The sequence below is a fragment of the Actinomadura sp. BRA 177 genome (genome assembly GCF_013372625.1).
Lineage (GTDB): Bacteria > Actinomycetota > Actinomycetes > Streptosporangiales > Streptosporangiaceae > Spirillospora.
In genome coordinates, this window is sequence record NZ_JABXFD010000563.1 from 16,769 (window position 1) to 41,539 (window position 24,771).

At 72.3% G+C, this 24,771-nt stretch carries 26 protein-coding genes and 3 tRNA genes; 26 read left to right on the forward strand and 3 right to left on the reverse strand.

The window, feature by feature from the left end; all coding sequences use genetic code 11:
- Window positions 1-50: 50 nt before the first annotated feature.
- The 11 genes from HUX53_RS31960 to HUX53_RS32010 all read left to right on the forward strand — a co-directional run bounded on the left by HUX53_RS31960 (window position 51) and on the right by HUX53_RS32010 (window position 7,443).
- Window positions 51-1,394 carry a protein kinase gene (locus HUX53_RS31960; RefSeq protein WP_176406942.1) on the forward strand — a complete coding sequence of 448 codons (1,344 nt, stop codon included), beginning with the start codon at window positions 51-53 and terminating at the stop codon, window positions 1,392-1,394.
- Window positions 1,395-1,603: 209 nt separating this feature from the next.
- Window positions 1,604-1,677 (forward strand) — tRNA-Leu (locus HUX53_RS31965).
- A 5-nt stretch (window positions 1,678-1,682) separates the two neighbouring features.
- Window positions 1,683-1,773: transfer RNA gene (locus HUX53_RS31970), tRNA-Leu, on the forward strand.
- Between the two features lie 13 nt (window positions 1,774-1,786).
- Window positions 1,787-1,870, forward strand: a tRNA-Tyr gene (locus HUX53_RS31975).
- Window positions 1,871-1,937: 67 nt separating this feature from the next.
- On the forward strand, window positions 1,938-2,666 hold the full coding sequence (locus tag HUX53_RS31980) for an OBAP family protein (RefSeq protein ID WP_309237532.1): 729 nt from the start codon (window positions 1,938-1,940) through the stop codon (window positions 2,664-2,666).
- Between the two features lie 84 nt (window positions 2,667-2,750).
- Complete coding sequence (locus tag HUX53_RS31985; protein WP_309237533.1) at window positions 2,751-3,341, forward strand: TetR/AcrR family transcriptional regulator; 591 nt, start codon at window positions 2,751-2,753, stop codon at window positions 3,339-3,341.
- 10 nt (window positions 3,342-3,351) lie between these two features.
- On the forward strand, window positions 3,352-4,548 hold the full coding sequence (locus HUX53_RS42750; protein ID WP_309237534.1) for a cytochrome P450: 1,197 nt from the start codon (window positions 3,352-3,354) through the stop codon (window positions 4,546-4,548).
- Window positions 4,549-5,328, forward strand: a complete 780-nt coding sequence (locus HUX53_RS31995; RefSeq protein WP_176406945.1) for an SDR family oxidoreductase — start codon at window positions 4,549-4,551, stop codon at window positions 5,326-5,328. It begins immediately after the preceding gene.
- Complete coding sequence (locus HUX53_RS32000; RefSeq protein ID WP_176406946.1) at window positions 5,325-6,665, forward strand: cytochrome P450; 1,341 nt, start codon at window positions 5,325-5,327, stop codon at window positions 6,663-6,665. Before HUX53_RS31995 ends, HUX53_RS32000 begins: the two co-directional genes overlap by 4 nt.
- A complete protein-coding gene (locus HUX53_RS32005) occupies window positions 6,662-6,892 on the forward strand; it encodes a ferredoxin (RefSeq protein ID WP_176406947.1) in 231 nt (76 codons plus the stop codon). The genes HUX53_RS32000 and HUX53_RS32005 overlap by 4 nt, the downstream gene beginning before the upstream one ends.
- On the forward strand, window positions 6,889-7,443 hold the full coding sequence (locus tag HUX53_RS32010) for a nuclear transport factor 2 family protein (protein WP_217920156.1): 555 nt from the start codon (window positions 6,889-6,891) through the stop codon (window positions 7,441-7,443). Before HUX53_RS32005 ends, HUX53_RS32010 begins: the two co-directional genes overlap by 4 nt.
- Here the strand turns inward: HUX53_RS32010 and HUX53_RS32015 are convergent, their stop codons facing one another.
- Together HUX53_RS32015 and HUX53_RS32020 are read right to left on the reverse strand one after the other, a co-directional pair.
- Window positions 7,444-7,902, reverse strand: a complete 459-nt coding sequence (locus HUX53_RS32015; RefSeq protein ID WP_255205845.1) for a DUF3515 domain-containing protein — start codon at window positions 7,900-7,902, stop codon at window positions 7,444-7,446.
- The gene (locus tag HUX53_RS32020) at window positions 7,889-8,122 is read right to left on the reverse strand and encodes an Lrp/AsnC family transcriptional regulator (protein ID WP_176406949.1); all 234 of its coding nucleotides are present in this window, start codon (window positions 8,120-8,122) and stop codon (window positions 7,889-7,891) included. Before HUX53_RS32020 ends, HUX53_RS32015 begins: the two co-directional genes overlap by 14 nt.
- A gap of 133 nt (window positions 8,123-8,255) precedes the next feature.
- Here HUX53_RS32020 and HUX53_RS32025 point away from each other — a divergent pair, with 133 nt between their 5' ends.
- The 3 genes from HUX53_RS32025 to thiD all read left to right on the forward strand — a co-directional run bounded on the left by HUX53_RS32025 (window position 8,256) and on the right by thiD (window position 10,958).
- Window positions 8,256-9,170, forward strand: a complete 915-nt coding sequence (locus HUX53_RS32025; protein ID WP_176406950.1) for a thiamine-phosphate kinase — start codon at window positions 8,256-8,258, stop codon at window positions 9,168-9,170.
- 101 nt (window positions 9,171-9,271) lie between these two features.
- A complete protein-coding gene (locus tag HUX53_RS32030) occupies window positions 9,272-10,117 on the forward strand; it encodes a cellulose binding domain-containing protein (protein WP_176406951.1) in 846 nt (281 codons plus the stop codon).
- A gap of 40 nt (window positions 10,118-10,157) precedes the next feature.
- Window positions 10,158-10,958, forward strand: coding sequence for a bifunctional hydroxymethylpyrimidine kinase/phosphomethylpyrimidine kinase (gene thiD, locus HUX53_RS32035; RefSeq protein ID WP_176406952.1), 801 nt, complete (start codon window positions 10,158-10,160; stop codon window positions 10,956-10,958).
- 91 nt (window positions 10,959-11,049) lie between these two features.
- On the opposite strand, the gene rpmB is transcribed toward thiD, so the two are convergent.
- Window positions 11,050-11,244, reverse strand: a complete 195-nt coding sequence (rpmB, locus tag HUX53_RS32040; RefSeq protein WP_067632165.1) for a 50S ribosomal protein L28 — start codon at window positions 11,242-11,244, stop codon at window positions 11,050-11,052.
- Window positions 11,245-11,401: 157 nt separating this feature from the next.
- Here rpmB and HUX53_RS32045 point away from each other — a divergent pair, with 157 nt between their 5' ends.
- From HUX53_RS32045 to HUX53_RS32100, 12 genes are all read left to right on the forward strand, one after another.
- Complete coding sequence (locus tag HUX53_RS32045) at window positions 11,402-13,009, forward strand: DAK2 domain-containing protein (protein WP_309237535.1); 1,608 nt, start codon at window positions 11,402-11,404, stop codon at window positions 13,007-13,009.
- 33 nt (window positions 13,010-13,042) lie between these two features.
- Complete coding sequence (recG, locus tag HUX53_RS32050; protein ID WP_176406954.1) at window positions 13,043-15,232, forward strand: ATP-dependent DNA helicase RecG; 2,190 nt, start codon at window positions 13,043-13,045, stop codon at window positions 15,230-15,232.
- On the forward strand, window positions 15,229-15,795 hold the full coding sequence (gene rsmD, locus HUX53_RS32055; RefSeq protein WP_176406955.1) for a 16S rRNA (guanine(966)-N(2))-methyltransferase RsmD: 567 nt from the start codon (window positions 15,229-15,231) through the stop codon (window positions 15,793-15,795). Before recG ends, rsmD begins: the two co-directional genes overlap by 4 nt.
- 24 nt (window positions 15,796-15,819) lie before the next feature.
- The gene (locus HUX53_RS32060; protein ID WP_255205846.1) at window positions 15,820-17,277 is read left to right on the forward strand and encodes a penicillin-binding protein 2; all 1,458 of its coding nucleotides are present in this window, start codon (window positions 15,820-15,822) and stop codon (window positions 17,275-17,277) included.
- Between the two features lie 119 nt (window positions 17,278-17,396).
- Window positions 17,397-17,879, forward strand: a complete 483-nt coding sequence (coaD, locus tag HUX53_RS32065) for a pantetheine-phosphate adenylyltransferase (protein WP_176406956.1) — start codon at window positions 17,397-17,399, stop codon at window positions 17,877-17,879.
- A 101-nt stretch (window positions 17,880-17,980) separates the two neighbouring features.
- A complete protein-coding gene (locus tag HUX53_RS32070) occupies window positions 17,981-18,622 on the forward strand; it encodes a DUF177 domain-containing protein (protein WP_176406957.1) in 642 nt (213 codons plus the stop codon).
- A 1-nt stretch (window position 18,623) separates the two neighbouring features.
- Window positions 18,624-18,803 carry a 50S ribosomal protein L32 gene (gene rpmF, locus HUX53_RS32075; protein WP_067632153.1) on the forward strand — a complete coding sequence of 60 codons (180 nt, stop codon included), beginning with the start codon at window positions 18,624-18,626 and terminating at the stop codon, window positions 18,801-18,803.
- Between the two features lie 303 nt (window positions 18,804-19,106).
- Window positions 19,107-19,892, forward strand: coding sequence for a ribonuclease III (gene rnc / locus HUX53_RS32080; protein ID WP_176406958.1), 786 nt, complete (start codon window positions 19,107-19,109; stop codon window positions 19,890-19,892).
- Window positions 19,885-20,763, forward strand: a complete 879-nt coding sequence (gene mutM, locus HUX53_RS32085; RefSeq protein WP_176406959.1) for a bifunctional DNA-formamidopyrimidine glycosylase/DNA-(apurinic or apyrimidinic site) lyase — start codon at window positions 19,885-19,887, stop codon at window positions 20,761-20,763. Before rnc ends, mutM begins: the two co-directional genes overlap by 8 nt.
- 11 nt (window positions 20,764-20,774) lie before the next feature.
- A complete protein-coding gene (locus tag HUX53_RS32090; RefSeq protein WP_309237536.1) occupies window positions 20,775-21,080 on the forward strand; it encodes an acylphosphatase in 306 nt (101 codons plus the stop codon).
- A gap of 178 nt (window positions 21,081-21,258) precedes the next feature.
- Complete coding sequence (locus HUX53_RS32095) at window positions 21,259-21,456, forward strand: hypothetical protein (RefSeq protein WP_083946295.1); 198 nt, start codon at window positions 21,259-21,261, stop codon at window positions 21,454-21,456.
- 705 nt (window positions 21,457-22,161) lie between these two features.
- Window positions 22,162-24,771 (forward strand): chromosome segregation SMC family protein (locus HUX53_RS32100; protein WP_176406960.1); only part of this gene is annotated, 2,610 nt, incomplete at its 3' end.

A 24,771-nucleotide genomic window follows, 5' to 3' on the forward strand; every position in this document is an offset into this window, starting at 1 on the left:
GGAGTGTGACAGGCTTGTCGCGGCGACCCCCGAGCTGAGGAGAACGTGCCGTGTCACACCCCGGCCTGCCGGAACGCATCGGCCCCTACCGGGTCGTGGACCGGCTCGGCGAGGGCGGGATGGGCACCGTGTACGCGGGGACGGACGCCACCGGGCGCAAGGTCGCCATCAAGGTCATCAGGCGCGAGTTCGCCGCCGATGGGCGGTACCGCGCGCGGTTCGAGGCGGAGGTCGCGGCGGCGCAGCGCGTCCGGCCGTTCTGCACCGCGCCGGTCCTGGACGCCGACCCCGCCGCGGACCCGCCGTACCTGGTGACCGAGTTCGTGAACGGCCCGAGCCTCGACGCCGCCGTGGCGAAGGACGGGCCGCTGCGCGGCGCCGACCTGGAGGCGGTCGCGGTCGGCATCGCGACCGCGCTGACCGCCATCCACGACGCGGGCGTCGTGCACCGCGACCTGAAACCCGCCAACGTGCTGCTGTCCACGTTCGGGCCGCGCGTCATCGACTTCGGCATCGCCCGGTCCCTGGACGGGACGCGCCTCACCGCGACCGGCGGCATCGTCGGCACGCCCGCGTTCATGGCCCCCGAGCAGCTGGACGGCCGCGGCGCCACCCCGGCGTCGGACGTGTTCGCGTGGGGCGCGACCGTGGCGTTCGCCGCGCGCGGCGGACCGTGCTTCGGCGGCAACTCGCTGCCCGCCGTCATCCACCAGATCATGAGCGGCGATCCGGACCTGAGCGGGCTGGACGGCATGCTCCTCGGCGCCGTCCGGGCCGCGCTGGCCAAAGACCCGGAGCGGCGCCCGTCCGCGCAGTCGCTCCTGGACGGCCTCATCTCCGGCGACGTCCGGCACCAGCCCACCCAGGCGCCGGCGGCGCACCCGTCCACCCCGGCCCCGGCTCCGCGGCTCGCCGCCGGGGAAGCGGCGGCGCTGGTCGAGAACCAGTACCGGCAGGCCGCCCAGGCCGGCGACCCGTCCGCGATGCGCAGCCTCGCGATGCTGCTGACCGGGCAGGGCCGCACAGCGGAGGCCGAGTCCTGGAACCGCTACGCCGACGCGATCGCCGCCCGCCCGGCCGCGCACCGGCAGCCCGCGGCCTACCACGGCTACCCGACGCAGCCGCCGCACGCCCGGCAGTACCCGGCCGCGCCGGGCAAGCCGCCGGTCAACAGCCTCGCGATCTATGCGGTGTCGATGGGCGCGGTCGGGCTGATCACGTGCGGGCTGCCGTCCATCCCCGCGATCATCGCCGGGCACATGGCATGGGTCCGGGTACGGCGCTCGGGCGAGCGCGGCATGGGCCTCGCGGTGACCGGCATCGCGCTCGGCTGGATCATGGTCGCCTTCTGGGCCCTGGTCGCCTTCGGCTGGTCCCTGCCCGACGAGACCTGAGCGAAAAACACGTTGCGGCCCCACCGCCGCCGATGGCACCGTAGGCGCTGTCAGCCCGTCCAAGACGGTGGAGAGGAGGACCGGCCATGGCTCTGGAGCAGTATCGACTCCGACTGCCCTCGGCGTCGCACGCCCGCCCCGGCCGGTATCCCGCCTCGTAACGAGCCCCCGGCCGAGTCGCCGCGAGTGACGCCTTTCTCGCGATCCATGCGGCTCTACCCCAACCGGCAGAGGGGCCACTCTCAGGAAGTGGACGCTCCGGGTTCGAATCCCGGGGGCCGCACGCACGCCTCCGTAGTCCAACGGTAGAGACAGCGGCATGAGGTGCCGTGTGCTGGATCTGGTTGGCCAGGGCTAGCACTGAATCCCTCCGGAGGTACGACGCAAGTCATGGGGCGGCGCCGACGTTCGGAGAGTCGGGCCTGGCTGTAACCCAGGTGCCTCGCGCTGAGTGGGTTCGAATCCCACCCGCCCCACCGATGTTTCCCTCGTCCCTCCAGGGCAGGAGGGCACCGAACGGCAACCGATATGAGGGGGCATTCGGTGAACCCCAAGGTGAAGGAGCGGCACAGCCCGACGCATCCGCCCGGCAAGGGCAAGGGGGCGTGGCTGTCGACGCTCGAACAGGGCGCGAACCTGTTGCAGGATCCGACGCCGCTGAAGGACTTCGACGTCTACGTGGTCGGCTTCCACTGCGCCAAGGACGAGCCGCACAACCAGATGGAGGCGCACCACTACTGCCGCGTCGTCAACGACGACCTGCTGCAGTGCGTCCTGTTCGACGGCAACACGCGCGACGCGAACCTGATCGGCATCGAGTACATCGTCTCCAAGGAGATGTTCGACTCGCTGGACGAGCAGGAGAAGTCGTACTGGCACCCGCACAACTTCGAGATCCTGTCCGGTCAGCTCGCCGCGCCCGGCCTGCCGGACGTCGCGGAGAAGGCGTTCATGAAACGCCTGATGAACTCCTACGGCAAGACGTGGCACACCTGGCACACGGGACGGCATGACGGCGAGCCCGGCCATGCCCTTCCCGTCGGCGACCCCATGCTGATGTGGTCGTTCAACCGCGAGGGCGAGTGCGACGAGTCCCTCAAGCGCGACCGCGACGAGAACATGCAGCTCGACACGGAGCAGAAGCGCCAGGACCGCCAGGACTTCGTCCCGCTGGCCGGGCCGCAGTGCGGCGTGGACGCGATGCGCGACCAGTTCACCGGCACCGAACCCATCCCGGGCGTGGTCGACGCCGACGGCCACTCACCCGCCTGACCCCGGCGGGCCGCCGCCGGCACCGCTCCGTCCCGGCGGGCCCACCGTTGCGCGGCCGAAGTTTCTGAACTATTGTCTGGACACGTGTCCGGAAAACCGCAGGAGCTGACGACCGAGCCCACCCGGCGCCGCCTCACCGAGCGGCAGGCCGACACGGTGCGGCGGCTGACCGACGCCGCCGTGGTGGAGGTCGGCGAGACCGGCTACGAGGGACTGACCGTCCGCAACGTGGCCAAGCGCGCCGGGGTCGCCCCGGCGACCGCCTACACCTACTTCGCGTCCAAGAACCATCTGATCACCGAGGTGTTCTGGCGGCGGCTCAGCGCGCTGCCGCCGGTGGAGGCGGACGGCGCGCTGCTCGACCGCGTGGTGGAGACGCTGCGCGACATCGCGCTGCTGGTGTCGGACGAGCCGGAGCTGGCGGCGGCGTGCACCACCGCGCTGCTCGGCACCGATCCCGACGTGCGGGAGCTGCGGGTGCGGATCGGCGTCGCGATCCGCGAGCGGCTGCAGGCCGCGCTCCGCGACCACGACGACCCCAAGATCCTCGGTGCGCTGGAGCTGGCCTACACCGGCGCGCTCGTGCACGCGGGCATGGGCTACACGTCCTACGCCCGCATGGCCGACCGGCTCGCCGAGATGGCGGAGCTCATCCTGCCCGACCCCCCGGAGTGAGGTGACGGCCGTGGACCCTGCCGCGCAGGTCTCCTACAGCCCGTTCGACTACGCCGTCCACGAGGACCCCTACCCCGTCTACGCGCGCCTCCGCGAGGAAGCGCCGTTGTACCGCAACGACGAGATCGGCTTCTGGGCGCTGTCCCGGCACGCCGATGTCGCGGCGGCGTTCCGCGACCACGGGACGTTCTCCAACTCTCATGGCGTCTCGGTGGAGCCGAGCGCCTGGGGGCCGCACGCGCCGCGAACGATGTCGTTCCTCGCTCTTGATCCGCCGCGCCATACGCGGATGCGCGCGCTTGTTTCGAAAGGCTTCACGCCGCGGCGGGTCAAGGAGATGGCGGACGGCATCCGTGAGCTGACCCTGCGCCACCTGGAGCCGGCCCTGGAGAAGGGCGAGTTCGACTTCGTCGCCGACTTCGCCGGGCTGCTGCCCATGGACGTCATCTCCGAGATGATGGGCGTCCCCGAGGCCGACCGGGTGGAGGTGCGCCGGCTCGCCGACACGGTCGTGCACCGGGAGGAGGGGCTCAACGACGTCCCGCCCGCCGGGATGGACGCGGCCCTCACCCTCGTCGGCTACTACCAGGACATGGTCGCCGAGCGCCGCCGCAAGCCGACCGACGACCTGACGTCCGCGCTGCTGGACGCCGAGATCGACGGCGACCGGCTGGACGACACCGAGATCATCGCATTCCTGTTCCTGATGGTCGTCGCCGGCAACGAGACCACGACGAAGCTGCTCGCCAACGCCCTGTACTGGGGCGCGCGGAACCCCGGCCAGGCGGCGAAGCCGCTGCGCGACCCGGCGCGCGTGGACGACTGGGTGGAGGAGACGCTCCGCTACGACACCTCCAGCCAGATGCTGGCCCGGAAGGTCGCGCAGGACGTCGAACTGCACGGGCAGCGCGTTCCCGAGGGCGATCGCATACTGCTGCTGGTCGGGTCGGCCAACCGCGACCCGCGCGTGTTCGATGAGGCCGACACCTACGACCTCGACCGGGACACCTCGCAGCTCGTCAGCTTCGGCGGCGGACGGCACTTCTGCCTCGGCGCGAACCTGGCCCGGCTGGAGGCGCGCATCGCGCTGACCGAGTTCGTCCGGCATGTCGCGTCCTATGAGGTCGACTTCGCGAAGGCGGAGCGGGTGCATTCGGTGAACGTCCGCGGATTCGCGGCCCTGCCGGTGCGTGTGGAGGTGCGGTAGATGCCCCGGTTCGACCCCCATCCGGAGCGGCGCCCGGCCGTGGTGACCGGCGCGTCGTCCGGGATCGGCGCGGCGACGGCGACGGCGCTGGCGACGGCCGGGTACCCGGTCGCGCTCGGCGCCCGGCGCGTCGAGAAGTGCGAGGAGCTGGCCGCGACGATCCGGGCCGGCGGGGGAGAGGCGTTCGCGCACCCCCTCGACATCGGCGACTCCGACTCCGTCAAGGCGTTCGCGGCGGCGGCCGGCGACGCGCTCGGCCCGATCGAGGTCGTTGTGTCCAGCGCCGGCGACCTGGCCGCCGGCCGCGTCCACGACCTGAGCCCGGACGAGTTCCTCGCGCAGGTGCAGATCCACCTCGTCGGCGCGCACCGGCTCGTGTCGCACTTCGTCCCGCCGATGGTGGCGCGGCGGCGCGGCGACATCGTGTTCGTCTCGTCCGACACCGTCCCCGCGCCGCGCTCCTGGACGGGCGCCTACGTCGCGGCGAAGAACGGCGTGGAGGGCATGGCGCGCACCATGCAGATGGAGCTGGAGGGGACGGGGGTGCGGGCGTCCATCGTCCGGCCCGGACCCACCGCGACCGGCATGGGCATGACCTGGGACGCCGGCACGACCGGCGCCGTCCTGGAGGACTGGGTGAAGTGGGGCCACGCCCGCCACCCCTACTTCCTGCGCCCCTCCGACGTCGCCGCCGCGATCGCCGCGATCGTCGCGACCCCGCGCGGCGCCCATCTGCGGCTCGTCGAAGTACAGCCGGAAGCCCCCCTGGAGGAATCATGACCGCTGTGGTGGAGCCGCGCGCCGTGTCGGGCGGTCCCGACCATCTGGAGGAGCTGCGCACCGACCCGATCGGGCTGATGCGCCGCGTCCGGGACGAGTGCGGCGACGTCGGCGAGTTCGTCCTCGCCGGGCGGCGCGTCGTGCTGCTGTCCGGCGCCGAGGCCAACGAGTTCTTCTTCCGCGCCCCGGACGAGGAGCTCGACCAGGCCGAGGCGTACCCGTTCATGACGCCGATCTTCGGGGAGGGCGTCGTGTTCGACGCCACCCCCGAGCAGCGCCGCGAAGCCCTGCACAACCAGGCGCTCAAGGGCTCGTTCATGAAGGGCCACGCCGCGACGATCGCCGCCGAGGTCGACCGGATGGTCGCCGGGTGGGGCGACGAGGGCGAGATCGACCTGCTCGACTGGTTCGCCGAGCTGACCATCTACACCTCGTCCGCCTGCCTGATCGGGCGCAAGTTCCGCGAGCAGCTCGACCGCCGGTTCGCCGACCTGTACCACGACCTCGAACAAGGCACCGACGCGATCGCCTACGTCGACCCGTACGCCGACATCGAGAGCTTCCGCAAGCGGGACGCGGCCCGGGCGGCGCTCGTCGAGCTCGTCCAGGGGATCATGGACGGCCGGGAGCCGAAGCCGCCCAAGGAGGACCGCGACCTCCTCGACGTCCTGATGTCCATCAAGGACGAGGACGGGACGCTGAAGTTCGATGCCGACCAGGTCACCGGCATGTTCATCTCGATGATGTTCGCCGGGCACCACACCACGTCCGGCACCGCCGCCTGGACGCTCATCGAGCTGCTCCGCCACCCCGACGTGCTGGACGGCGTCGTCCGCGAGCTGGACGAGCTGTACGACGACGGCCGCGAGGTGTCGTTCCAGGCGCTGCGCGCCATCCCGAAGCTGGAGTCGGCGATCAAGGAGGCGCTGCGGCTGCACCCGCCGCTGATCCTGCTGCTGCGCGTCGCGAAGAACGACCACGAGGTCCTCGGCCACCACATCCCCGCGGGCACCATGGTCGGCTGCAGCATCGCCGTCTCCAACCGGATCGCCGAGGACTTCCCCGACCCCGACGCCTTCGACCCCGGCCGCTACATCGCGCCCCGCGAGGAGGACCTCCTGCACCGCTGGACGTGGGTGCCGTTCGGTGCGGGCCGGCACCGCTGCGTCGGCGCGAACTTCGCGATGATGCAGCTCAAGGCCATCTTCTCGGTGCTGCTGCGGGAGTGGGAGTTCGAGCCCGCGCAGCCGCCCGAGACCTACCGCAACGACCACTCCAAGATGGTCGTCCAGCTGGCCCAGCCGTGCGCCGTCCGCTACCGCAGGCGGCGCCGGTGAGGGTCGAGGCCGACCTGGACCTCTGCCAGGGACACGCCATGTGCGAGCTGGAGGCCCCCGACGTCTTCGAAGTCCCGCACAAGGGCCGAGGCGGTAGGTCGGGGTCGGTTGGTCGGGGCGAACAGGTGCGCGTCCTCGACGCCGAGCCGCCCGAGGACATGCGCCGCGAGGTGACCGCCGCCGTCCGCTACTGCCCCACCCAGGCCCTCAAACTGCTGGAGACATGATGCCGTCCTTCCCCCGAGAAGAACTCGACGCGATGGTGGAGCACTGGCTGGCGGAGAACCGCCGGTGCGAGGAGCTCGGCGACTGGCGCCCGCTCGCCGACCTCTACACCGAGGACGCCACCTACGGCTGGAACATCGGCCCGAACCAGGACTTCATGGCCGTCGGCCGGGACGAGATCCGCGACATCGCGCTCGGCGCGGAGATGGGCGGCCTCGACGGCTGGACGTACCCGTACCAGAGCATCCTCGTCGACGAGGCCAAGGGCGAGGTCGTCGGCTTCTGGAAGCAGGTCGCCGACGCGAAGCGCCCTGACGGGACGCCCTACGAGGTGCTCGGCATCGGCGGGTCCTGGTTCCGGTACGCCGGGGACCGGCGGTGGTCGTGGCAGCGCGACTGGTTCGACCTCGGCAACGTCACGTCCGTGTTCGTCGAGATGATGAAGGCCGACGTGCTGTCGGACGGGATGAAGCGGCGCCTCGACCGGGCCGCCGCCGGCGAGCCGATCCCCGGCTACTACCCGCGCGGAGAGAGCCCCGTCCCCATCTGGTGATCAGATCTGGCCTTCGGGCTTCGCCGGGATCGTCGCCTTGATCGACGGTCCCAGCTCGATCAGCACGTCCCCGGCCGGGTTGTACTTCGGCGGCACCGTCACCTCGACGTACGCCTGCCGGCCGACCGCCGTCCAGGTGACCGGCCGGTCGGTGGGCGTGCCGAACCAGTCGAGCCCGTTGATCGTGACCAGCTCGGACCGGGGCTGAAGCGCGGCCGGCCTTGGCACGCCGCAGCGCAGCGCGATCGCGGGCGACCCCCACGCGGCGGTCAGCGGCGTGCTCGGGGAGGTGTCGCGGCGCTCCTGGCCGTGCACCTTCTCGGGCAGCCGCAGGCCCTGGCACAGCCGCGCGGTCGCGGCGTCCGGGCTCGGCACGGGCACCTGCACGGCCCCGTCCCCGCACCCCGCCGCCAGCACCGCCACCCCGGCGAGCGCGGCAAGCCGCTTAAATGTGAACAATCGGGCAGGTGAGGGTCCGGGTGATGCCGTCGACAGCCTGGATCTGCGCCACGACGAGCTTGCCCAGCTCGTCGACATTGCGCGCCTCCGCTCGGACGATCACGTCATAGGGTCCCGTGACGTCCTCCGCCAGGGTGACGCCCGTCACGCCGGAGATGTGGCCCGCCACCTCGGCGGCCTTACCGACTTCTGTCTGGATGAGGATGTAGGCCTGCACCATCACGTCCTCCCCGAGCGGGAATCGACCGTCGGACGGTTCACCGTATCGTGTTACGCGCCGCCGCGGGGGACCGGGGTTCCGGGTCCCCGGACAAGGCGGGCGGACCAGGCGGAACACGGGGGAACGGGCGCGGATGGGCACGATCGGCGAGCTGGGCGAGTTCGGGTTGATCGGCCGGCTGACGCGGCGGCTGCCGCAGGGCCCCGCGGTCCGGCTCGGCCCCGGCGACGACGCCGCCGTGGTCGCCGCGCCGGACGGGCGCGTCGTCGCCACCACCGACCTGCTCGTGGAGGGCCGGCACTTCCGCCGCGACTGGTCCGGCCCCTACGACATCGGACGCAAGGCGGCCGCGCAGAACCTCGCCGACGTCGTCGCGATGGGCGCCCGGCCGACCGCCCTGCTGATCGGGTTCGCGGCACCGGCCGAGACCGACGCCGCATGGGCCGAGCGGCTCTACGACGGGTTCGCGGACGAGTGCCGCGCCGCCGGGGCGTCCGTCGCGGGCGGCGACGTCGTGTCCGCGCCGCAGATCACGCTCGCGGTCACCGCGCCCGGCGACCTGGGCGGCGCGGCGCCGCTCCAGCGGTCCGGAGCCCGTCCGGGGGACGTCGTGGCCGTGCGGGGACGGCTCGGGTTCGCCTCCGCCGGGCTCGCGCTGCTCACCGGCGGACGCGGCGAGCCCGAAGAGCTGATCGCGGCGCACCGGCGCCCTGAGCCGCCCTACGGCGCCGGGGACGAGGCGCGGGCGTACGGCGCCACCGCGCTGCTGGACGTCAGCGACGGGCTCGTTCAGGACCTCGGGCACATCGCGGACGCGAGCGGCGTCCGCGTCGAGATCGACTCCGCGGCCGTCCCCGTCCCGGAGATCCTCGGGCCGGACGGGCTGCGGCACGCGCTCACCGGCGGCGAGGACCACGCGTTCGCCGGGACGTTCCCCGGTGCCCCGCCGCCGTCCTGGTCGCGGATCGGCGTCGTGGCAGCGGGTTCGGGAGTGCGCGTGGACGGACGCGAACCGCCGTCCGGCGCGTGGGATCACTTCGCCGTCTGAACGGCGCGTGCACGGAGCGCGTACAGCCGTGTGCGTTGACGCATCCGGTAGGCAGGTTTGGTACGGGTTTGGTATACATCCTGTGATCGAAGAGGGATGGGATGGGACGACACACGAGGAACGAGCCACCGGACGACGAACCCGTACCGGGCGCCTCCCGGGGTCCGTACTACGGCGCTCCCGCCGACCCGTCCTACGACATCTTCTCCGGGCCGACCGACGACCGCGTGTTCGTGTCGTCGTACGAGCGGCCCAGGTCCGGCCCGCCGCCCGCCGCGGAACGCCAGCACGGCCCGCCCGGCGGCGGCTACCGGTTCGACCCGCTGCCCGGCGACTATCCGGGCGACTACCCCGGCGCTCCCGCCTCCGCCCCCGAGAGTCCCCGCGACCGTCCGAAGCCCCGTCCGGAACCGTCCGACGGGCGCAGCTGGACCAAGTTCATCTCGATGCTGCCGCTCCCGCTGCTGCCGATCGTCGCGCTCGTCATCGCCGTCGGCATCGTCTCCTACGCGCTGAGCACGCAGCAGATATCGCTCAACTTCGCGGGCGGCGGCGCCCCCCGCGACACCGTGACCAACCCGCGCGACAGCCAGGTCTCCCAGCGCGGCCCGGGCGAGCGCGCCGGCCGCGGCACCGGCCGCGCCGACGGCCTCATCATCGCCTTCCGCGTCTCCGCCAAGACGCCGGGCGGCTTCAAGGCCACCGCCACCATCGCCAACAAGGGCACGCAGCCCGTCGCCAAGTGGGCGCTCGCCTTCAAGATCCCGAACGCCTCGGTTACCGCGATCAGCGGCGCCACCGTCGTGAAGACCGGCAGCGTCGCCTTCGTCCGGGGCCGCAGCGGGATCGCCCCCGGCGACAAGGTCAGGATCGTGTTCACAGCGCAGGGCACCGCCTCCAGGCCGTCGTCCTGCATCCTGAACAAGCTGCCCTGCGCCCTGGTCTGACGAATCGCCGAACCGCCCAGATCACCATAAGCTGGGCGGCATGTCGCATCCTCCGTCCCCGGCCCTCGTCCTCACCATCGCGGGCTCGGACTCCGGCGGCGGCGCCGGCATCCAGGCGGACCTGAAGACCATGCTCGCCCACGGCGTGCACGGGATGAGCGTCATCGCCGCCGTCACCGCGCAGAACTCCCTCGGCGTCCAGGGCTACTGGGAGCTGCCGCCCGAGGCGGTGCGCGCGCAGCTCGACTCCGTCCTGTCCGACATCGGCGTGCACGCGCTCAAGACGGGGATGCTGGCCTCCACGGCCCTCGTCGAGACGGTCGCCGAGGCCATCGCCGCGTCCGACGCCCCCGCCGTCGTCGACCCGGTCGGCGTCTCCAAGCACGGCGACGCGCTGCTGGCCCCCGACGCCGTCCACGCCGTCCGCTCGACTCTGCTACCGGCCGCGACCGTCGTCACCCCGAACCTCTACGAGGTGGAGCAGCTGACCGGCGTCAAGGTCGTGGACGAGTCCGGGCTGCGCGAGGCCGCCGAGGCCGTCAAGGCGCTCGGCCCGCAGTGGGTGTTGATCAAGGGCGGCCACCTGCCGGGCGATCCCACCGACCTGCTGTTCGACGGCGAGCACGAGCACCGCTTCACCGCCCCGCGCCACGACAACCGCCACACCCACGGCACCGGCTGCACCCTGGCCTCCGCGATAGCCTCCAACCTCGCCTTGGGCGAAGACGTCCCCACAGCAGTAGCAAAGGCCAAAAAGTACGTAACAGGCGCAATCGCCGCAGGCTTCCCCCTGGGCGCCGGCATAGGCCCGGTAGACCACGCCTGGCAAACCCGCCCCTAACTCCACCCGGTAAAGACTCCGGGCATGCAAAAGTCGGCTCATCGGAGTGTCGATGAGCCGACTTCGAGTCCTGCGGTGGCCTGGGGGCCGTTCAGACCGTGGGCTTGACGATCTTGCCGGCCTTGATGCAGGACGTGCAGGCGTTGATGCGCTTGGTGCTGCCGTTCACGACGGCGCGGACGCGCTGGATGTTGGGGTTCCAGCGGCGCGGGGTGCGGCGGTGCGAGTGGGAGACGCGCATGCCGAAACCGGGTCCCTTGCCGCAGACGTCGCAGACGGAAGCCACGGGAAACTCCAAGTGGTGTCGATGCTCTGACCGGAGCGCCGCCCGATGCCGCCGACGGGCGGGCCGGGCATCATGGGTGCTCACTGACGAGCGCCTCGGACGAGGCGCACGGATCAGAGTAGCCGACAGCCGGTCGCTAGGCGAATTGCCGGCGGCGGTGAGCGAGCAGGGGAGCGGGTTCTTGGGCGAGGTGCTCGACGGTGCGGCGGTGCGGCGGTGGTGCAGGCTGGCGGCGGAGGCGCTCGGCCGCACGCGGGGCGAGATCGACGCGCTGAACGTGTTCCCGGTCCCGGACGGCGACACCGGCACCAACCTGCACCTGACCGTGATCGCGGCGGCGGACGCGCTGGACGAGCTGCCGGACGGCGCGGGCCTCACCGAGACGTGGCGGGCGCTGGCGCAGGGCGCGCTGCTCGGCGCGCGGGGCAACTCGGGTGTCATTCTCAGCCAGGTGTTCCGCGGCCTCGCGGACGTCCTCGGGCCGTTGGAGGCACCGCCCGACGGTGCGGCGTTCGCGGGGGCGCTCGGGCACGCCTCGGGGCTGGCTCGTGGTGCCGTGGAGCATCCCGTGGAGGGGACGATCCTGAGCGTGGTCGCCGAGGCCGCCGCGTCGTGCACAGGGGCCGGGCTTCCTGACGCGTGCCGCGGAGCGGCCGGGGGAGCGCGGCGGGCGCTGCGACGGACCACCGGGCAGCTGGACGTCCTCGCCCGCAGCGGTGTGGTCGACGCGGGGGCGGCCGGGCTGTGTGTTGTGCTCGACGCGCTCGCCGCTGTGATCACCGAGGAGTATCCCGAGCGGTACGAGGTGCCCGCCCGGGTCGGCGGGACGCCCGCCGTCGTGCCTGAGCGGCCCGAACCGCAGGGGCCCGGCTACGAGGTCATGTACCTGCTGGACGCCCCGGACGACGCCGTCCACGCGCTGCGGGAAAGGCTCGACGGTCTCGGCGACTCGCTCGTCGTGGTGGGCGGCGACGGGCTGTGGAACGTCCACGTCCATGTGGACGACGCCGGGGCCGCGATCGAGGCGGGCATGGCGGCGGGGCGCCCGCACCGGGTCCGCATCAGCTACCTGCACGCGGCTCCGGGAGAGCCGCACGCGCCGCACACCGGGCGCGCGGTGATCGCCGTGACCGCCGCCGACGGGCTGGCCGCGCTGTTCGAGGAGTGCGGCGCGCGGGTCGTCCGCCGGGAGCCGGGCACGGTGCCGCCGCTCGCGGTGCTGTCGGAGGCGATCCTCGCGGCGGGAGACGAGGTGACCGTCCTGCCGAACGAACCCGAGGTCCTGGCGCTCGCTGAGGCTGCCGCAGAGCGCGCGCGGGACGGCGGTGCGCATATCGCCGTGGTCCCAACGAAAGCGTCCGTGCAGGGGATGGCGGCGCTGGCGGTGCACGATCCGCTGCGCCGCTTCGGCGAGGACGTCATCGAGATGACCCGCGCGGCGGGCGCCACGCGTTTCGGTCACCTGGAGGTCGCCGAGCAGGAGGCGGTGACGAGCGTCGGGCTGTGCCAGCCGGGCGACGTCCTGGGCCTGATCGAGGGCGACGTCGCGACGATCGGCGCGGACATCGCCGAGGTCGCCCGGCGCGTCCTGGACCGGATGCTGTCCGGCGGCGGCGAACTCGTCACGCTGATCGCCGGCACGTACGCCCCGCCCGGTCTGGCCGAGGCGCTCGAAGAACACCTCCGCCAGGAGCACCCCGATGTGGAGGTCGGCGTCTATGAGGGCGGCCAGGAACGATATCCGTTGCTCATCGGCGTTGAGTGATTCCCGTCCCTCCCATGGGCTAGAAAAGAATGCGTGGCGAATCTCGACGAGCCGTTGCGCAAGGTCCTCGGCGACAAGACGGCCAAGGCGCTGGAGAAGGGCCTCGACCTGCACACGGTCGGCGACCTGCTGCACCACTACCCGCGCCGCTACGCCCACCGCGGTGAGCTGACGCAGCTGAGCGGGCTGGAGGACGGCGAGCACGTCACGGTGATGGCGGAGGTCGTGAAGGTCCAGGGCCGGAGCCTCACCCGCAACCCCGGCTACGTCCTGGAGATCACCGTCACCGACGGGACGGGAGAGCTCAAGCTGAGCTTCTTCGGCCGCAAGGGCTCCTACCGGCCCGAGAAGGACCTGTCGCCCGGCACCCGCGGCCTGTTCGCCGGCAAGATCAGCACCTACCGGCCGCGCAGCGGGAACGTCGTCCGGCAGCTCACCCATCCGCAGTACAAGGTCGTCCACGAGCGGAGCGCCGAGCAGGCCGCGCAGGAGTGGGCGGACGAGATCATCCCGATCTACCCGTCGACGAAGTCGCTGCCCATCGAGACGATCGGCACGTCCATCGAGACCGTCCTGACGCAGCTGGACCTTCCCGCCGACCCGATGCCGGAGGGCCTGCTCAGCCGCCGCGGCCTGATCGGCCTGCGCGAGGCGTACGAGGGCATCCACCGCCCGAAGAGCTGGGACGAACTGGGCCGCGCCAAGAAGCGCCTCAAATGGGACGAGGCGTTCGTCGTCCAGATGGCCCTCGCCCAGCGCCGCCTCGCCGCCGCCGCGCTCCCGGCCAAGCCGCGCCCGCCGGCCTTCGGCGGCATCCAGGCGGAATTCGACGCGCGCCTCCCCTTCGAACTCACCGAGGGCCAGCGCGAGGTCGGCGACGAGATAGCCGCGGACCTGGCCAAGGAACACCCCATGCACCGCCTCCTCCAAGGCGACGTAGGCGCGGGAAAGACCGTGGTGGCGCTGCGGGCGATGTTGCAGGTTGTGGACGGTGGGGGGCAGGCGGCGCTGCTGGCGCCGACCGAGGTGCTCGCGCAGCAGCATTACCGGTCGATCACCGGGATGCTCGGTGACCTCGCCCTCGCCGGGCAGATCGGCGGTGCGGAGTATGCGACGCGCGTCGCGCTGCTGACCGGGTCGCTGGGGGCGAAGGCGCGCAAGGAGGCGCTGCTGGACGCCGCGTCCGGCGCCGCCGGGATCGTCGTCGGCACCCATGCGCTGCTGCAGGAGAGCGTCCAGTTCGCCGACCTCGGCCTCGTCGTCGTGGACGAGCAGCACCGCTTCGGCGTCGAGCAGCGGGACGCGCTGCGCGAGAAGGTCGGCGGCGGGCGCCCCCACGTGCTCGTCATGACGGCGACGCCGATCCCGCGCACGGTCGCGATGACCGTCTTCGGCGACCTGGAGACGTCCGTCCTCGGGCAGCTCCCGGCGGGGCGGTCGGAGATCCAGACGCATGTCGTGCCGCCCGAGAAGCCCGCCTTCTTCGCCCGCATCTGGGAGCGCATCAAGGAGGAGGCCGCGAAGGGGCGGCAGGTGTACATCGTCTGCCCGCGCATCGGCGAGCAGGAGGGCGACGAAGGCGACGCCGTGGCCGCGGAGGAAGGGGAGCGCAGGTCGCCGCTCGGCATAATGGAGGTGCTGCCGAAGCTGGAGGAGCTGCTGGACGGCCTGAACATCGGCGTCCTGCACGGCAAGCTGCACCCCGACGAGAAGGACGCGGTGATGCGCCGCTTCACCGCGAAGGAGCTGGACGTCCTGCTCGCCACCACCGTCATCGAGGTCGGCGTGGACGTCCCCAACGCCACCGTCATGGTCATCATGGACGCCGACCGGTTCGGCGTCTCCCAGCTCCACCAGCTGCGCGGACGCGTCGGACGCGGCTCGCTGCACGGCCTCTGCCTGCTGGTGACCGAGGCCGAGCCCGGCAGCAAGGCCCGCGAGCGGCTCGACGCCGTCGCGTCGACCACCGACGGGTTCAAGCTGTCGCGCCTGGATCTGGAGCAGCGCCGCGAGGGCGATGTGCTGGGCGCCGCGCAGGCCGGCCGCGCGTCCAGCCTGCGGCTCCTCACCCTCCAGCGGGACGAGGACGTGATCCGCGACGCCCGCGAGGAGGCGACCGCGCTGGTCGAGGACGATCCCGACCTGGCGGCCCATCCGGGCCTCGCCACCGTCCTGGCCTCGCTCCTGGACGAGGACCGCGCCGACTTCCTGGAGAAGGCGTGACGCGGATCATCGCGGGCTGCGCGGGCGGGCGGCGGCTGGCCGCCCCGCCGGGCCGGGACACCAGGCCGACCAGCGACCGCGCCAGGGAGGGCCTGTTCTCCACCGTCCTCGCTCTCCTCGGCCCGCTGGACGGGCTGCGCGTCGCCGACCTGTACGCCGGGTCGGGCGCGGTCGGGTTCGAGGCGCTGTCCCGGGGCGCCGGGCACGTGCTGCTGGTCGAGTCGCATCCGCGCGCGATGCGCGTGATCCGGCAGAACGCCGACGCGCTCGGGCTGCCGGGTGCCGTTCCATGCCCCGACAAGGTAGAGCGGCTCGTCCAGCGGAAGCCGGACGAGCCCTACGACCTGGTCTTCGCCGACCCGCCGTACGCGCTGGCGGACGCGTCCGTCACCGCCCTGCTGGAGAACCTGCGCGACCAGGGCTGGGCCGCGCCCGACGCGCTGGTCGTCGTGGAGCGCGCCGCACGCGGGCCCGCGCTGCGCTGGCCGGACGGCTACGAGGCCGAGCGCGACCGGCGCTACGGCGAGGCGATTTTCTGGTACGGCCGAGCGGAAGGCCGTTGACACGGGAGGAGATCGGGTAAAGGCATGCCCATGAGGCCCGGGATCGACCGCGCGTTGGGACGCACCTGGGCCGTCGCCTTGGTGACGGTCATCGCCCTGATGGCGAACATCACGTACGTACAGGGCTTCGAGGCGCAGGATCTGCGCGACGACTCCCTCAACGCCCGCCGGCTGCAGGACCGCTTCAAGGTCGACCGAGGGCCGATCGTCGCGGACGGCGAGCGGCTCGCCTGGTCGGAGAAGACCGACGACGACCGCTACCAGCGCCACTACAAGGACGGCCCGGTGTTCGCGCCGGTCACCGGCTACTTCTCCGTGTTCTCGCAGACCGGCCTTGAGGAGGCCGCGAACCACTTCCTGGACGGCACCGACGACCGCCTCGCCACCAGGAACCTCGTCGACAAGATCCTCGGCAACCCCGTCCCGGGCGGGACGGTCGAGTCGACCGTCGACGTCAAGGCGCAGCGCGTCGCCTACGAGGCGCTGAAGTCCAGCGGCGTGCGCCGCGCGGCGGCCGTCGTCCTCGACGCCGACACCGGCGCCGTGCTGGTGCTGGCCTCGACGCCGTCCTACGACCCGAACGACGTCTCGGTGCTCGACGGGGAGAAGGCCGAGAAGGAGTTCAAGCAGCTCAACAGCGAGAAGCTCAAGCCGCTGCTCGACAAATCCACGCGGGAGCTCTTCCCGCCCGGCTCCACGTTCAAGACCGTCGTCGCCGCGTCGGCACTGGAGGCCGGTGCGAGCGAGAGCACCAAGGTCAAGGCCGGACGCAGCTACCAGCCGCCGGGCGGCGGGCAGCCCATCGCCAACGACGCCGGCGACATCGGCGGCTCCTGCGACCTGAGCCAGATCCCGCTGATCGAGGCGTACGCGCAGTCCTGCAACACCACGTTCGCCTACATGGGCGCGGAGGAGCCAGGCAACGACGCCGTCCACAAGGTGGCGGGCGAGTTCGGGTTCGGCGACCGGATCGAGTACGCCGACGGACTGCTGAGCGCCGCCAGCTCGTTCCCGACGACGGACCAGCCGGTGCTCAGCGCGCTCGGCTCCATCGGGCAGGGCAGCACGGTCGCGACCCCGCTGCAGATGGCGATGGTCGCCGGCGGCGTCCTCAACGGCGGGGAGGTCATGCAGCCGCACCTCATCGACAAGCTGCGCGCGCCGAGCGGCTCCACCGTGGACACCATCTCGCCGAAGCGGATGTCGCGCGCGCTGACGTCCGACCAGGCGAAGCAGATGCGGGACATGATGGAGGCCGTCGTCGATCACGGCACGGGCAAGTCGCTGAAGGGGACGTCCATCCTCGGCGGCAAGACCGGTACCGCGGACGTCGAGGGCGCCGCCTACAACGACCGCTGGTTCATCGGGTTCGGGCCGCGCAAGGACCCCAAGTACGCGGTCGCGGTGATGACCGAGGCGCCGGGCTACGGCATCGAGTCCGGCCCCATCGCCGCCAAGATCATCGACGCGCTGGGGGACTGAACGGGCGGCGGGCGGGAACCGTCCGGGGACGGTGTGCCGGTCCCGGGTGAAACCGGGCCGAATGGGATTTGGTACGTTCACGCCGCAGGTCAGAAACCGGGACCGAAGGGGTTCGCGCCGTGCGCCGTGTCGTCTGTCCGGGATCGTTCGACCCCGTCACCAACGGGCATCTCGACATCATCAGCCGCGCCTCCCGTCTGTACGACGAGGTGGTCGTGGCGGTGCTGATCAACAAGAGCAAGAAGAGCCTGTTCACCGTGGACGAGCGGGCCGACATGATCACCGAGGTCACCCGCGAGTACGGCAACATCAAGGTCGACACGTTCTACGGGCTCACCGTCGACTACTGCAAGGAGCAGGACATCCCGGTCATCGTCCGGGGGCTGCGGGCCGTCAGCGACTACGAGTACGAGCTGCAGATGGCCCAGATGAACCACCGGATCGCCGGCGTGGAGACCCTCTTCATGGCGACGAACCCGGAGTACGCGTTCCTGTCGTCCAGCCTCATGAAGGAGGTCGTGAAGTTCGGCGGGGACATCTCCGGTCTCGTCCCCGACAGCGTCCACGACCGCCTCGTCGAGCGCCTCCAGCAGCAGGGCTGACCCGGCCCGCCGGACGGGCCGGTGGACGGGCCGCGAGTTGGGCCAGTGCCCCGGGGGCGGTACCCTGGGACATCGGCCATCACAGGCGGCCGCCGTTCACCATGCCTCACGAAAGCAGGATTCCGCTGACTCGCCTTGACCCCAACGCCCCTCTCGTGCTCGACACCCGAGCTCTTGGCAGGCAACCCGGGTCGTCGCGGGAGGAGCACCTGACCGTGCCGGCACCGGAGAATTTCGGCGTCGAGATGGTGGGCGTCCCCGAAGGCGCCGCGATCGAGCTGGACCTCCGGCTCGAGGCGGTCCTGGAGGGGGTGCTCGTCACCGGCACGGCGACGGTCCCCCTGAAGGGGGAGTGCTCCCGCTGCCTCGATCCGATCGCCTCGACCTTCGAGGCGGACTTCCAGGAGCTGTTCGTCTACGACGACACCCGCTCGGGCGGGAACGCCGAGGACGACGAGCTCCGCCTAGAGGGCGACCTGATCGACCTCGAACCCGTCCTGCGGGACGCGGTGGTGCTCGCGCTGCCGCTGTCCCCGCTGTGCCGGGACGACTGCCCGGGCCTGTGCCCGGACTGCGGTGCACGGCTCGCCGACGTCGGGCCGGAGCACCACCACGACGTCGCCGACCCCAGGTGGGCGGCGCTGCGAGACCTCGCCGGCGACATGCCGGCCTCCCCCGGACGGGGGAACGGGAGCTCCGGCTCCCGTGGATTCGACCGACGAGAAGGAAAGCAGGAGGGCTGACGTGGCCGTCCCCAAGCGGAAGAAGTCGCGCAGCAACACGCGGCACCGGCGCTCGCAGTGGAAGACCGCGGCGCCGAACCTGGTCGAGTGCCCGACGTGCCGCGACCACAAGCTGCCGCACACCGCGTGCGCGACATGCGGAACCTACGACCGGCGGCAGGTCATCGCCCCGTCGGCCTGAGACCTTCCCGCATCCTGGGGGGCGGATCCGCGCGGACGGCGCGGCCCGCCCCCACAGGTGCGGGACGGACATCCCACCCCGACCACCCCGGCGCGCGACGTCGGCGTGGTGACCGGCGCGGAGACTGAACCAAGCGTTCGCTGCGCCCGGAGCCGTGGTGCACGCCGGGACAATCGACCGGCGCGCACCTCGTCTTCGCGGACATCCTCCCCGCCGCGCGTCCTCGCCGTCCCCGGCCGCTTCGGCCGGCGCGCCGCACCAGCGACCGCGCCATGCGCGGTGCACGGCCTGCGAGGAGGGCCCGTGAGCGCCAAAAGGAGCGCACCTGCGCCGGACCGCGCGGAACTGACCGCGGCGCTCGGCGTCCAAGTGGACGACGATCTGCTCGAACGGGCGCTGACGCACCGTTCGTACGCCTACGAGAACGGCGGCCTGCCCACCAACGAGCGCCTGGAGTTCCTCGGCGACTCGGTGCTGGGCCTCGTCGTCACCGACACCCTGTTCCGGGGGCACCCCGACCTGCCCGAGGGCCAGCTGGCGAAGCTGCGCGCCGCCGTGGTCAACATGCGCGCCCTCGCCGGCGTCGCCCGCGGCCTCGGCGTCGGCGCCCACATCCGCCTCGGCCGCGGCGAGGAGGGCACCGGCGGCCGTGACAAGGCGTCGATACTGGCCGACACCCTGGAGGCGCTGATCGGCGCCGTGTACCTGAACCGCGGCCTGGACGAGGCGTCCGCCCTCGTGCACCGGCTGTTCGACGGGCTGATCACCCGGTCGGCGGGCCTCGGCGCCGGGCTCGACTGGAAGACCTCGCTGCAGGAGCTGACGGCCGTGGAGGAGCTCGGCGTCCCCGAGTACCACGTCGCCGAGAGCGGCCCCGACCACCAGAAGACGTTCCGCGCGTCGGTGCGTGTCGGCGGGAAGACCTACGGGTCGGGGGAGGGCCGCAGCAAGAAGGAGGCCGAGCAGCACGCCGCCGAGGCCGCCTGGAACGAGATCCGCGCGATCGTCGTCCAGCGGGAGGCCGAGGCGCGGGGCGAGCAGGCCGCACAGGCCGCACAGGCCGCGCAGGAGGCCCAGGCCGGTGCCTGAGCTGCCCGAGGTCGAGGTCGTCCGGCGCGGCCTGGAGAGCTGGACGACCGGCCGGGCGGTCGCGTCCGCCGAGGTCCTGCATCCCCGCTCGGTGCGCCGCCACGAGGCGGGCCCGGCCGACTTCGCCGCCCGTCTCGCCGGCCGCACCATGCAGGCCCCGCGCCGCCGCGGCAAGTACCTGTGGATCCCCCTCGACGACAAGTCCGGGGCGGTGCTGGCGCACCTCGGGATGAGCGGCCACCTGCTCGTCGGCGAGCCGGACCGCGAGCGCGAGAAGCACCTGCGGGTCCGGGCCGTCTTCACCGACGGCGGCCACGACCTGCGCTTCGTTGACCAGCGGACGTTCGGCCACCTGATGCTGACCGACCTCGTCCCGGACGCGTTCGACGCCGGCGCGCTCGTCCCCGAGCCGATCGTGCACATCGCCGCCGACCCGCTGGAGGACGCCTTCGACGCCGAGGCGTTCTTCCGCGCCCTGCGCCGCCGCAAGACCGGCATCAAGCGCGCCCTGCTCGACCAGTCGCTGATCAGCGGGGTCGGCAACATCTACGCCGACGAGGCGTTGTGGCGGGCCAGGCTGCACTGGGCGCGCCCCACCGACACGATGACGCGGGCGGAGGCCACGCGCGTCCTGGAGGCCGCACGGGACGTCATGGGCGCCGCCCTCGCCGTCGGCGGGACGTCCTTCGACAGCCTGTACGTCAACGTGAACGGCGAGAGCGGCTACTTCGAGCGCTCCCTGGACGCCTACGGCCGCCGCGACGAGCCGTGCCGCCGCTGCGGCGCCCCGATCCGCCGCGACGAGTTCATGAACCGCTCGTCCTACAGCTGCCCGGTGTGCCAGCCGCGTCCGCGCCGCGCGCGCCACTAGGGTTCCGGAGCGTGATGGACGACGAGGAGATCGTGCGGCTCACGGCCTGGGTGCGGGGGCGCGTGCAGGGCGTCGGGTTCCGCTGGTGGGTGCGGTCGCGGGCACTGGAGCTCGGCCTGGCCGGCACCGCGACGAACCTGGCCGACGGGCGGGTCGAGGTCGTGGCGGAGGGGCCGCGCGGGAAGTGCCTGCGCCTGCTCGACCTGCTGGGCGCCGACGGCTCCGGTGCGACATCCGGGCGTCCGGGCGAGGTCACGGGCGTCACCGAGCGCTGGAGCGCGCCGCGCGGCGGGGCCGCCGGTTTCCTGGAGCGGTGACCGGGTAGGGCGTTTCGGTTTCGACCTGCTAAACTAGTAGAGGAAGGTTGTTACCGGCCTGTGATGTGCGTCTTGACCAGGACACCGGCCGGTGCGACTCTAGACGATACGCGCACCGACTTCAGTTGATTATCGTGCGCGATCCCTGCTGGTTACTCAGCGTGGAGGACCCTTAGTCATGGCGAAGGCTCTACTCGGCCACGTCGGCGGTCCCGACCCCCGGATGGTCGCGGAGATGCGGCGCCTGCAGCAGCGAGTACGTGATCTGGAGGCCGAGCTCGTACGGCTTCAGGCGGAGAACGACGCGCTTGCGACGGCACCGGACGACGATGTGATGTCCCTCGCGGTCAAGGACCGCGAACCCGCGCTGACCTGATCGGCGCTGTACCTGTCTATTCTTTGCTCTCCTCCTTCGGGCCTTGGCGGCCCTCCATCGTCGAGCGAAGGGCGATCGCTGGCATCGCTCCGGCTCGCCCGGGGGGCTCGCTGCGCGATCAAGTTCTCGCAGGCTCGAACTTGCCTTCGGACGCGATCGCAACCTTGAGGCCGTTGCGGGGCTGAGCTGAGAACCCCAGGCCCAGACGCCACCGCTGGTGGCGCTGGGCCTCTACTGTGCGCGTCTGCCGCGTTCCGGTCGTCGCGTGGTCGAACCCGGCACCGGAGCGGCACGGGCGCCATGTCGGCGCGGCGCGTGGTCATCGTCCATTCGGGGACCTGAATTCCCTGGTCGTGGAGTCGGCGGGGGATTGTTCGGCTTCCGGAGTGTGTCGCCCCTTTGACTCGTACGCGCAGTTCGCACGGCGAGTTCACCGCCGGCCGGCCGGAGAGCGGCTCGTTCAAGATGCGGTAAAGATTCTCCCGGTTTCGGGCTGGCCGAATCCGGTCGTTCTGTGTTGATCTATGGAATTGCGGCATCTGACGGGTGTGGGCGTGGACGACACGGGGCCGGCCCGGGCTCGTGGCGGCGCCCGATGCGGGCGGTCGGCGCGACGTCCGGGGTCGTCGGCGCAGGTACGCGATAGCCTCTAGCGTTGCGTTCGGGCTCTGGGCGCCGATGCGGAGCAGGGAGGATGGCGAGGGTTTGTACCTGAAGACCTTGACGTTGCGCGGCTTCAAGTCCTTCGCGTCCTCCACCACGCTCAAGTTCGAGCCGGGGATCACGGCCGTCGTGGGGCCGAACGGGTCGGGCAAGTCCAACGTCGTGGACGCGCTGGCCTGGGTCATGGGCGAGCAGGGCGCCAAGTCGCTGCGCGGCGGCAAGATGGAGGACGTCATCTTCGCCGGGACGGCGAACCGGGCGCCGCTCGGCCGCGCCGAGGTCGTGCTGACGATCGACAACACCGACGGCGCGCTGCCCATCGACTACACCGAGGTGACGATCAGCCGGCTGATGTTCCGGTCGGGGTCCAGCGAGTACGCGATCAACGGCGACTCGTGCCGGCTGCTGGACATCCAGGAGCTGCTGTCGGACTCCGGCATTGGCCGCGAGATGCACGTCATCATCGGGCAGGGGCAGCTCGACCGGGTCCTGCACTCGGGCCCGGAGGGGCGCCGCGCGGTCATCGAGGAGGCGGCCGGCGTCCTCAAGCACCGCAAGCGCAAGGAGAAGGCGCTGCGGAAGCTGGACGCGATGCAGGGCAACCTCACCCGCGTCCAGGACCTCACGGTCGAACTGCGGCGGCAGCTGAAGCCGCTCGGGAAGCAGGCCGAGATCGCGCGGCGCGCCGCGGTGATCCAGGCCGACCTGCGCGACGCGCGGCTGCGCCTGCTGGCCGACGACCTCGTCACGCTCGGGACGAAGCTGGAGCAGGAGGCCGCCGACGAGGCCGCGATCCGGGAGCGCCGCACCGACACCGAGCGGGCGCTGGCCGAGGCGCAGCAGCGCGAGGCCGTCCTGGAGGCGGAGGAGGCCGAGCAGGCGCCGAGGCTCGCGCAGGTCCAGGACACCTGGTTCCAGATGTCGGCGCTGAAGGAGCGGCTGCGGGGCGTCGCCGACCTCGCCGCGGAGCGGCACCGCAACGCCGCGGAAGCGCGCGAGGAGGAGCGGCGCGGCCGCGACCCCGAGGAAATGGAGCGCGAGGCCGCCGAGATCCGCGAGCAGGAGGAGATGCTCCGCGCCGCGCTGGACGAGGCGCAGGACGGGCTGGCCGACGCCGTCCAGGAGCGGACGGGCGTCGAGGAGGCCCTCGCGGCCGAGGAGCGCCGCCTGCAGGCCGCCGCGCGGGCCGCCGCCGACCGCCGCGAGGAACTGGCCCGCACGCGCGGCCGGGTCGAGGCGCTGCGCAGCAAGGCGCAGGCCGGGCGGTCGGAGATCGGGCGGCTCACCGAGGCGCGCGAGGAGGCCGAGCAGCGCGCCGACGACGCCCGGGTCGAGTTCGAGGCGTTCGAGGCCGAGGTCGTCGAGGATCCGGCGCTCGCCGCCGAGCACGAGGTCGTGCAAGAGGCGCTCGCGACCGCCAAGGACGCCGCCGAGGGCGCGCGTTCGGCCGTGGACGGCCCGCGCCGGGCGCTGAAGGAGGCGCGGGGGGCCGTGGGGTCGGCGCGGTCTGCCGACCAGGCCGCGCAGAAGAAGGTCACCGCGCTGCAGGCGCGGATCGAGGCGCTGAACCTGACGCTCGCCAGCGCCGCCGACGGCGGGGAGGCGCTGCTGTCGGCGGGCGCGGACGGGTCGCTCGACGGCGTGCTGGGGACGGTCGCGTCGCTGCTGAACGTCCGTCCCGGATACGAGACGGCGGTCGCCGCCGCGCTCGGCAACGCCGCCGAGGCCATCGCCGTCGGCTCCCTGGACACGGCCGAGGCCGCCCTGGCGCTGCTGCGCTCCCGCGATGCCGGACGCGCCGGGCTGCTCATCGGCGGGGGAGCGGTGGCACCGGGCGCCCGGGTTCCCGGTGTCGACTACGCGGCCGACGCGGTGAGCGTCCCGGACGCCGTACGTCCCGCCGTCGAGCATCTCCTGCGGGACGTGGCCGTGGTGGACGACGTACCGTCGGCCGCGTCACTCGTCCGCCGGGAGCCGTCCCTGCGCGCCGTGACCCGCGAAGGCGAGCTCGTCGGCGCGCACTGGGCGCAGGGTGGCGCGGCCGGCGGGCAGGGCCTGCTGCAGATGCGCGCGACCCTCGATGAAGCCACCGAAGACCTTGCCGCCGCCGAGACCGCTGCCGGGGTGGCCGCCGACGAACTCAGTGCATCGATAGAGCGCGAGCAGTCCGCCCAGACAGCGCTGGAAGCCGCGGAGGCAGCAGCTGGCGAAGCCCAGTCGAGCGTCAACCAGGCCCAGAGCGAGCTTGACCGCGTCCGCGCGCGCTTGCGTGAGTTCGACGCGCAGGCCGCGCAGGAGGCCAAGCGCGCTGCGCGCCTGGAGGCCGACGTCCGTGCCGCGCGCGGGGAGGCGGAGCGGCTCACCAAAGCGCTCGACGCCGCGACCGAATCGCTGGAGCGCGACACCCAGGCGGCCGAGGAACTGGCGATGCGGCTCGCCGAGTCGGAGGAGGCCGCCGAGGTCGCCGACGAGGCCGGGCACGACACCGAGACGCGCGACGAGCTGAACGCCCGCGTCCAGGAGCTGCGCTCCGCCGAGATGGAGGCGCGGCTGTCGGTCCGCACCGCCGAGGAGCGCGTCCAGGCCATCACCGGCCCCGCCGCCGCCCCGGAGCGCGGCGCCCGCCCCCGGCCCGCCTCTCGCTCCTATCAC

Excerpts from the sequence above, each read along its gene's own strand:
- HUX53_RS32020 (WP_176406949.1), bottom strand. The coding sequence starts at position 8,122 with ATGGTGCAGGCCTACATCCTCATCCAGACAGAAGTCGGTAAGGCCGCC.
- HUX53_RS32000 (WP_176406946.1), top strand. The coding sequence starts at position 5,325 with ATGACCGCTGTGGTGGAGCCGCGCGCCGTGTCGGGCGGTCCCGACCAT.
- HUX53_RS31995 (WP_176406945.1), top strand. The coding sequence starts at position 4,549 with ATGCCCCGGTTCGACCCCCATCCGGAGCGGCGCCCGGCCGTGGTGACC.
- HUX53_RS32025 (WP_176406950.1), top strand. The coding sequence starts at position 8,256 with ATGGGCACGATCGGCGAGCTGGGCGAGTTCGGGTTGATCGGCCGGCTG.
- HUX53_RS32030 (WP_176406951.1), top strand. The coding sequence starts at position 9,272 with ATGGGACGACACACGAGGAACGAGCCACCGGACGACGAACCCGTACCG.
- HUX53_RS32010 (WP_217920156.1), top strand. The coding sequence starts at position 6,889 with ATGATGCCGTCCTTCCCCCGAGAAGAACTCGACGCGATGGTGGAGCAC.
- thiD (WP_176406952.1), top strand. The coding sequence starts at position 10,158 with ATGTCGCATCCTCCGTCCCCGGCCCTCGTCCTCACCATCGCGGGCTCG.
- HUX53_RS32095 (WP_083946295.1), top strand. The coding sequence starts at position 21,259 with ATGGCGAAGGCTCTACTCGGCCACGTCGGCGGTCCCGACCCCCGGATG.
- HUX53_RS32070 (WP_176406957.1), top strand. The coding sequence starts at position 17,981 with ATGCCTCACGAAAGCAGGATTCCGCTGACTCGCCTTGACCCCAACGCC.
- HUX53_RS32060 (WP_255205846.1), top strand. The coding sequence starts at position 15,820 with ATGCCCATGAGGCCCGGGATCGACCGCGCGTTGGGACGCACCTGGGCC.